The organism is Lamprobacter sp. (assembly GCF_034860625.1).
Classification (GTDB): Bacteria; Pseudomonadota; Gammaproteobacteria; order Chromatiales; family Chromatiaceae; genus Lamprobacter.
Map to the genome: position 1 here is coordinate 1 of NZ_JAYESN010000149.1, position 8,675 is coordinate 8,675.

Here is an 8,675-nt window from a genome sequence, read left to right on the forward strand (position 1 = left end):
TACAGGTACCGACATCTTCACGCCGACGGCCACCGATCCGGCCGATCAGACCACCGAGTACAACGACACCATCAATGGCGTGTCCTCTGTGATCGTGTCGCAAGGCACCCTCAACCCCGCGGATCAGATCGACGGCGGCGGCGGCCAGGACGTCCTGAACGTCGAGGTCCAGAACGACTTCGGCGGCTTTACCGGCACCGGCTCCATGAAGAATGTCGAGCAGGTCAACCTGACCAGCAACGCCTCGTTGAGCCGCACCTTTACCGCCAGCCAGGTCGAAGGCGTCGAGCGCTACGTCGTCAACGCCGATGAAGAGAACACCGTCAACCTGGCTAGCTTGGCAGCGATCCCGACCCTGGTGACGCTGAACGACCAGACTGGCGGTACCTTCACGATCGCCTATGCCGCCGGCGTGACCGATGGCAACAACACCCAGGCGCTGCAACTGAACAACGTCGGCACCGTTGAGGCTGAAGGGGTTACTGAAGCTGCCGTGGCCCTCACCGCCGACGCCATCGAGACCCTGGCGCTGAGCGCGAGCGGCGACAATGTCGTAGCCTTGGCGACTGGCACCGACACCGATCCAGCAGTGATCACGGCCAACGTCGCCGCCGGTGGCTCACTGCAGCTCAACGGCGTGGGCGACCTTCTGACGTCACTCGATGCCGGCGCCTCCGAGGGTGATGTCACCGTCATCGCCGATGCCGCCAATATCCAGGCGGATGCCACCATCACCGGCGGCACGGGAACCGATCGGCTGGAGCTGACCCGGACAGGAACTCCCTCCGTGGTGGCCTACACCATGACGGGGGTGGAAACCGTTGCGGTTGGGGCTATCGGCGGCAATTTCCAATTCTCCGGCTCGGCAGGCATCAGCGGCTTGATGACAGTGGAGGCCATGAGTGGCCTAGATCATACGCTGCAACTCACCGAGATGGGCACGGGCGATCTGAACTATCACCTGATGGGTGCTAATACTAACAGCGCCACCATCACATCCGATCGCGCGGGCATGGCGACCATCGCGGCGATGGCGGAAGCGGATGGCAATAAAAACGACACTGACGTCACACTCGCGAACGCCACGGGGCTGAGCCTGACCGTCTCCGAGGGCATGGCGTACGACGGGACGATCAAGGCCGCCAGCGCCACCGAATTTAACGCCGATGTGGCCGGGACGTTGGATACAAATGCAGCGTTAACGGTTGCGTCGGCGACCAAAGGGACCTTGACCACGACCAACGCGACGGATGACAGTACGCTCGCGCTGACGGCGGATGCACTCCTTGAGCTGAACACCGACTCCGCCGCTGGGCTGACGCTGACCGGCAGCCTCGATAGTCTCCAAACGCTGACAGCGAGCACCGGCGGGCTGCTGAATGTCACTGGAATCACCCTGGCGGACGTTGCTGAGATTACGCTCTCAGGCGCGGGTTCGGCAGAGTTTGGGGCTGTGGATAACTCGGCAACCGATGCCTTTGGCATCACCCTCAATGCCAGCGGGTTGGCGAGCAATGAGGCGACTGGGACTCTCTCGCTGCTAACCGGCGATCTGGATTCGAAGGGAACCGCCATCAACGTCAATGCAGCGAATGTGGTCGGCGCGATCACGTTAGGCGCTATTGATACCTCTAATGGCGCAGCCACCCGCGGCCACATCGCAGTCGATGTCAGCAATGTGGGCGGGGTCGTAGAGCTTGGCACGCTGACTGGTCGTGATGTGACCATCGATGCGAGCAACCTGGGCGGTACCTTGGGCGCCACCACTGCTGTCGCGATCGACGCCACGCGTGATGTCAGGGTTGATGTCAGCAATGCCGAAGGCAATATCGAGCTGGGTACGATCTCCACGGCCACCGCCGACACCCTCCGCGATGTCACCATCACCGCGACCAATCTGCAGGGGAATCTCACCGTTGGAAAAATCGGCGATACCAATGCAGCCACGGGTGAGGTCATCATTGACGCAGCCAACATTGATGGCGATGTCTCACTCGCTGAAATCAGTGCAAAAGCCATCACCCTTGATGTCACCGGCGCCAATACCGCACCAACGATCGGCGCATTGACCGTCGAAGACGACTTCTCCATCACTGGCGGCAGCAAGGCGATCGACTTGGCGATGAGTGACGTCACCGTCACCGGCGAGACCTTCACGGCCTCCCTGAATGCGGGCACTGGCGACGACGAGATTGATCTCGTGGCTGATAGTGCTGACGTGAGGTCGATGACCATCGATGGCAACCTGGGCCTCGGCACGAACGCAGTGACCATCGATGCGTCGAATTCCACGGCCACGAATGGTGTCACCATCAACGCCAGCGCATTCGATCCTGGTCTCGCGGGGACCCTGACGATCACCGGCTCTGATAAGGCTGACACCATCACTGGGACCAGTCGTGCCGATGAGATCACCGGTGGTGCGGGAGCTGATATCCTGACTGGCGGTGCTGGTGCGGATGATTTTATTTATGCTGCGGACAGCGATAGCTCTCCGACGGCAGCAGCAATAACTGCCGGCACGGCCGCAGGTATCATCGCTTTGATCGACACAATTGCTGATTTCAATGTCGCTCAGAGCGATCAAATCGGCTTGACTGCTGCCGTTAACGGTACTCCTGGTATCGGAAGCGCTAACGTCGCGGCTGCTGCTGGAGCAACGAATGCCGACTTCATGACCGCGTTGAATACAGCAGTAGCTGGTGATGGTGGTACCAATTCCATCATCAATATGTTTAGCTTTAGTGGTAATCAGTATGTCGTAGTTGATAACAGCGCCAGTGCTACCTTTGTTGGCGAAACCGATATGCTGATTCAGCTTACAGGTACGCCAGTTGACGCAACAGGTGGTGTTGTTGCTGATCTTTTTATCACTGCGTAGCAAGGTAATATGGGTCGAGCGCTAGCGAAGCCCATCCCTGCTAAACCCTAGGGTAGAAACGCACTGCCCCCTAGACAACCCCGCTCCGAGTCCTCGGGGCGGGGTTTTTCATTATCTGAGGTCTGTTAATATGAATATGCTATCACTGGATATTGCAGCAGTGCTTGTGCAGTTTGCATTGGTGGCAACTGCAGCATGGTATAGCTACGAAACGCGTCAGTTGCGATTGCAGAATCTTGAAGAGATTCGTCTGTTGAAGAAGCAAGGCCTTAATGCCCTAGCCCCTTATCTTTTGCCGGGTGCTCAGAGGGTCTCTGTTGAGTCACTCGTTGAATATATTCAAGCGGACAATGATTTGAACGATGATGAAAAGCTAAAGAAGATCCAGGCTGTCAAAAAAGAAGACGTGTTTATTGTTGTTGTTGTCAAAAACTCGACGTCCGATAAGATCGGTTGTCACCTTGAACCTTATATTTATGACCTTAGAACAAAAAGTTTTTTAACGCCAGATCACGGAAAAGAAACGATATCTCCAAAATCCGAAGAGCACTTTCAAGTCACCGGACCGTACGCGAATAGACAGCAAGTTGAGAAGAAGCTGGTAGATGCTTACGGTGATCGCATTACTTCTCTTTTTGGAGAATTGCATACACCAGATGACGAAGGATATATTGCATTGTTTTTTCAAGATACGGAGGGTAACCTTTATCTTTCAAAAAGGCCGTTTGTTGAGCGCGAAGGGCAAATAGTTCATCATCGTTCTTCGAAAATATATTCTGCTGCAATGAATTAAAGGCGTTAGCAAGGTTAGGATGGTTAGAGTGGCCACGGTACGACACTAGCTCACCCCCTCAACCTCAGGGCAAGAACGCTTACAACCCCGCTCCCAAACCCTCGGGGCGGGGTTTTGTCATCGGCATCCTCCCCGTAGACTGGGCTCAACCTATGCTCGGAGTCCCGCGATGCCCCATTATCAACCCATCACCCACACCGACTTTGCCCACCGGCGCTGGAAGCCTTTCGACCACGACCGCTTCGCCGCCACTGAGGCCATCGTGCCCCTGGTCGCCCAGGAACTGGCCAAAGCCTGCCACAGCCTACCGATCGCGTTCATCCGTCAACAAGACTACTTCATCCCCGCCGCCGTACAAGGCTTGCAACCGGGCCAGAACCTGTTCGTCGCCCCGGATGGGCGCTGGCTCGGCGGCTACATTCCCGCTGCCTATCGCGGTTATCCCTTTGCCCTCGCGCAAGCCGACAACGACCAACTCGTGCTCTGCGTCGACGATGACAGCGGCCTGCTGATCGATGATCCGGACTCCGATGAAGGTGAGCCCTTCTTCGACGCCGACGGCCAACCCGCCGAGGCGGTGCGCCAAGTGCTGGACTTCTTAGAGAAGGTCGCCGCCGACCGCCAGCGCACCGAGCGCCTCTGCGCCCTGCTCGCTGAGCACGCCCTGATCCAGCCCTGGCCGCTGACCGTCAAGACCGCCGACGGTGAACGCCCGGTCCAAGGTCTGCACCGCATCGACGAGGCCGCCCTCAGCGCGCTGCCGACCGTCCCCTTCGAGACCCTGCGCCAAGCCGGCGCACTGCCACTGATCTACTGCCAACTGCTCTCGATGCAGCACATCGCGTTGCTCGGTAAACTCGCCGAGTACCACGCCAAGCTTGCCGATCACCACGCCAAGGCCCAGCCCGCGCTCGATGCCCATGTGTTCTTCGGCACCGAGGACAGCCTCAGCTTCGATTGGGATGCCTAGCGTTCAACAAACAGCAACAGGGTTTGCATAGGAACCTCTCACTATGTCTCATTGGTCTCACGGATACAATACAGCCGTCGGTTATACCTATCAATTTTATAAAGAGACGACACCAGCCTGGATGGACTGGGCGGTGCGCATCAAAGGCTTTAAGGCCCCGCAGACCAGCAAGTTTCGCTACCTGGAGCTGGGTTGCGGACAAGGCTTTGGACTCAATCTTATTGCCGCACTCTACCCCGACTCGGACTTTGTCGGTGTTGATTTTAATCCGCAGCACATCGCCCATGCCAGAGATTTGGCCGCCGCCGCCGGGTTAACGAATGTCCGCTTTGAAGAAGCCGATTTCATGGCGTTGTCCCGGAACTGGCCCTATGGCCAGTTTCATTTTGTGGTGCTGCACGGGATCTATTCCTGGGTCTCGGAGACTCTGCGCGGAGCAATCTGTTCCTGTCTGGATCAGGCGTTATTATCCGGCGCACTGGCGTATGTGAGCTATAACGCCATGCCGGGGTGGATTTCCGCACTGCCATTGCAGAAATTGTTACAGCGGCACCAGATCGCACGAGGACTCAGCCCCCTCCCCGCGATCGACCAAGGCTTTGCCTTCATGGATCAATTGAGCAGCAGCGGTGCGGCATTGTTCAACGCCCTGCCACAGCTGGCGAAGCGCATGGAAGAGACTGTCAAGAAGGACAAAAGCTATCTGATTCAGGAATACCTGCATGAGAACTGGCATCCGCTGTGGTTTTCGCAGGTCTGCGCCGAGATGGAGAGGGCCAAGCTGTCCTTTGCCGGTTCCGCGACCCTGCCGGAGAATTATCTGCCCACCTTGCTGCCGGAGCAGATGCGCGCTCTGGTGATGGCGTATGATGATCCGACCTTTTCTCAGGAGCTGATTGATTGCCTGATCAACCAGGCCTTCCGAAGGGATCTATTCCAACGAGGTCTGTATAAGCCCTGGACGGCGAACCAGAATCAGGGGCTGTTGCAATCCCGGTTTGTGCTCATCAAACCGCCAAAAGACTATCAGTTCAAAACGACTTTTGGCGAGGTGAATGCCAAACCGGAGATCTACCAACCGATCATCGATGCGCTGGCCGATGGACCGAAAAGCGTGGCTGAATTGGGGCAGACCCCAACGAGTACCATCCAGGCCTTGACCCTGCTACTGCATAACGGCAGTGTCGGCATCGAGGCCCCGCAAGCGGAGACGCGCAAGGCGCTTGCGTTCAATCAAGTGGTTGCGCGAGCTGCCGCGCAGGGGGCGCCGTACACGGAGCTGGCCAGCGCCAATACGGCCTGTGGGATAGCCGCCGGCACGCCGTCGCTCATGCTCCTCAACGCGCTGGCTGAACACACCCCTGCCACCCCGGAGGCCATGGGGCAGGCGTTGGCAAAGCAACTGAGTGCGATCGGACGGCAACTGGTCAAGGACGGTCAGCCGCTCACTGAGCCTGCTCAGGTACAGGCCGAAGCGGTGAAACAGGCCCAGGAGTTTCTGGAAACCACCTTACCTCTGTATAAACGACTGGGGGTGTGGGAGTAGCCGGCGCCGATGCATCGGCGACACTCGCTCCATGGCCACCGACAGCACCCAGCCACCAGGGGCTGCCCGGCAGCGGGTGCTGCATCATGAGAGGATTATGAGGGACGGACCACGTTAACGATCGCTGTGCCGAAACCGTTGACCTCATGGCGCGCGAAGACCCTAGCGCCGGGGCTGATGGAGTCTGGCAGAGCCCGGCCGGTGCGGGTGCCTACTGAGACGCGATCGGCTAGACTCACCCCATGAGCGCCGGTCCCCGGATGGCGGACACTGGCGCGCGCTGCCAGGAGGGCTCAATGAGCCACGACCAGAACTTCAAGAATCTCATCCTCGACTATCCACGCCAGTCTATTGAGTTTGCCGCCGCCAGCGAAGCCGCGCAGCTTGATGAAGGCGTGCGCATCCTGCCGCTGCGCGAGGAGCAACTCAAGGAGCGCTTGGGTGATCGCTTTCGTGAGCTAGACGTGCCCTTACTGCTTGAATGGCCCGATGGCCGCCGCCAGGCGCTGCTGTTTGTCTTCGAGGAAGAAACCGAGCCCAAGCGCTTCTCGATCCACCGCCTGGCGCACTACAGCCTGGATCTGGCCGAGCTGTACCACACCGAGCGCGTGGTGCCGGTGGTGATCTTCCTGCACCCTGGAGCGTACCGCGACACGCTCAGCCTGGGAAGCGACACGCGCGTCTATCTCCAGTTCAGCTATCTGGCCTGGCCATTGTTTGGGCTGCGGGCACGGGATTATTTCGACAGCCCCAACCTGGTCGCGCGGCTGAACCTGCCCAACATGCGCTATGCGCCCGAGGAGAACCAAGTCAGCAACCCATGAGCGCAAGCGATAGGCACAAAGGCGGCCGCAAGGTGCCGCTGAGCGAACTACCAGAGCTGACCCCCTGGCTCGAGCAACAGGAGCTGAAACAGCAGTTGCTGGCGCAAAGCGGCGGCGGCGAGGCCTTCGTGGCGCTGGCCGCGCCCATGCTCAAGCGCAATCTCATCGGTGTCGATCCCCGGGCACGCACCCGCGCTGATCGCGGTCAGCTCAAGGCCCTGCTGCGCCGTGGCTTCAGCATCGACGAAATCGCCCGCGCCTTCGCCGAGGCCTGGCTGCGCGACGACGACACCCTGTACTTGCCCCGCCGCCGTCCGAGCGAGTCCGCGCTGGTAGTCTATGGGGTGCCGCTGCTGGTGCTCGCCACCGTCTTCATGCTGACGCTGCTCGGTGTCTTTCAAGCGTACCCGCGCTGGTTAGCCTTGTTTGTCTATTTCGCCCCGCTGCTACTGGTCCCGTTCGGGCCATTGCTGTGGCTGTCGGTGACACTCTGGCGCGGATTTTTGCAGGGTGTCGAACAGGTCACGCGGCCTGCGCCGGCGGTGGTGAATCTGACCGCCGTCGAGGAGCCGACGGCACTGAGCGGTATGGTGCTCGATACCCAAGCGGAGCAGGCGCTCATGCCGTCAGAGCCGCCTGCTGTACCGACTGATCAAATCCTGGAAGAGGCCGCCTATCGCGTCAGCTTTGAGGGCACCGACTATGCCCTAGCCGATCTGTCCGACGCCGCCCGGCAGCAGCTCGCCGACCTGCGCTTGTGTGAGCAAGCGATGCAGCGCCTGCAGCAACGGCTAGTGGTCTATCAAAGCGTCCGCGCGGTTTATGCTCAGGCGCTGTTGGAGGCCTTGTAGGGGAAGTGACCCAGGAAATCAGGGATCGCCGAAGAGGCTCAATCCCCTCGGAGCCGCCACCTCACTTTGGAGCATCCATGATGTCTGTGACCTATGAAGAAATCCTCAATCTGTTTCGGGAAAACGATCTGCAAATCAAAGAACTCTTGCGCTCGCAGCAGGAGACTGACCGCAAGTTTCAGGACACTGACCGCAAGTTTCAGGAGACTGACCGCAGGCTTCAGGACACCGACCGTCTGGTCAAACAGCTTTCGAAGAACCTAGGCGATATTGGCAATCGCCTCGGCGAGTTCGTTGAGCACATGGTGGCGCCTGCCGTGGTGCGCCTGTTCCGTCAACAGGGGCTCGATGTGCATGTCGTCTATCCTGGGGTCGCCGCCAAGCGCGACGGTGTCGCGCTGGAGATCGATCTGTTGGTGGTCAACGACGGGGCGTTAGTGGCGGTCGAATGCAAAAGCAAGTTGATCGAGGACCACATCGACGCCCATCTGCTCCGTCTGGCAACGCTCAAGCAGGTCTTGCCCATCTACCAAGACTATCGCGTCATGGGGGCGGTGGCAGGGATGGTGGTCGGCGACGAAGTAGCCCAGTACGCAGCAGCGCGGGGGCTCTATGTGCTGAGCCAAACGGGCGAACAGGTCGATGTTCGCAACCCTGAAGGATTTGATCCGGCGGTGTGGTAGCCTGCTTCTATCAGCATCTGATCAAGATCCAGGTCACCACGCCGGCCAAGGGACTGCTGCCGATCCTGCTCTACAATGGGCGCTCGCAGTGGACCCTGGGCCTGCTCACCGACGGGCAGATTGCCCA

The 8,675-nt window shown here is 59.2% G+C and carries 6 protein-coding genes and 1 pseudogene; all 7 read left to right on the plus strand.

Annotated elements, in window-relative coordinates:
- On the plus strand, positions 1-2,881 hold a 2,881-nt coding region (locus VBE63_RS22075), incomplete at its 5' end, for a calcium-binding protein (protein ID WP_323685179.1).
- A 130-nt stretch (positions 2,882-3,011) separates the two neighbouring features.
- The gene (locus VBE63_RS22080; protein WP_323685180.1) at positions 3,012-3,674 is read left to right on the plus strand and encodes a hypothetical protein; all 663 of its coding nucleotides are present in this window, start codon (positions 3,012-3,014) and stop codon (positions 3,672-3,674) included.
- A gap of 169 nt (positions 3,675-3,843) precedes the next feature.
- A complete protein-coding gene (locus VBE63_RS22085) occupies positions 3,844-4,644 on the plus strand; it encodes a SapC family protein (RefSeq protein WP_323685181.1) in 801 nt (266 codons plus the stop codon).
- A gap of 121 nt (positions 4,645-4,765) precedes the next feature.
- Positions 4,766-6,190, plus strand: coding sequence for a class I SAM-dependent methyltransferase (locus VBE63_RS22090; RefSeq protein ID WP_323685182.1), 1,425 nt, complete (start codon positions 4,766-4,768; stop codon positions 6,188-6,190).
- A gap of 296 nt (positions 6,191-6,486) precedes the next feature.
- Positions 6,487-6,993, plus strand: a pseudogene (locus VBE63_RS22095) (hypothetical protein); the annotation flags it as partial.
- A 17-nt stretch (positions 6,994-7,010) separates the two neighbouring features.
- Positions 7,011-7,865, plus strand: a complete 855-nt coding sequence (locus VBE63_RS22100; RefSeq protein ID WP_323685183.1) for a hypothetical protein — start codon at positions 7,011-7,013, stop codon at positions 7,863-7,865.
- Positions 7,866-7,945: 80 nt separating this feature from the next.
- The gene (locus VBE63_RS22105) at positions 7,946-8,548 is read left to right on the plus strand and encodes a DUF3782 domain-containing protein (RefSeq protein ID WP_323685184.1); all 603 of its coding nucleotides are present in this window, start codon (positions 7,946-7,948) and stop codon (positions 8,546-8,548) included.
- The last annotated feature ends 127 nt before the right edge of the window (positions 8,549-8,675 follow it).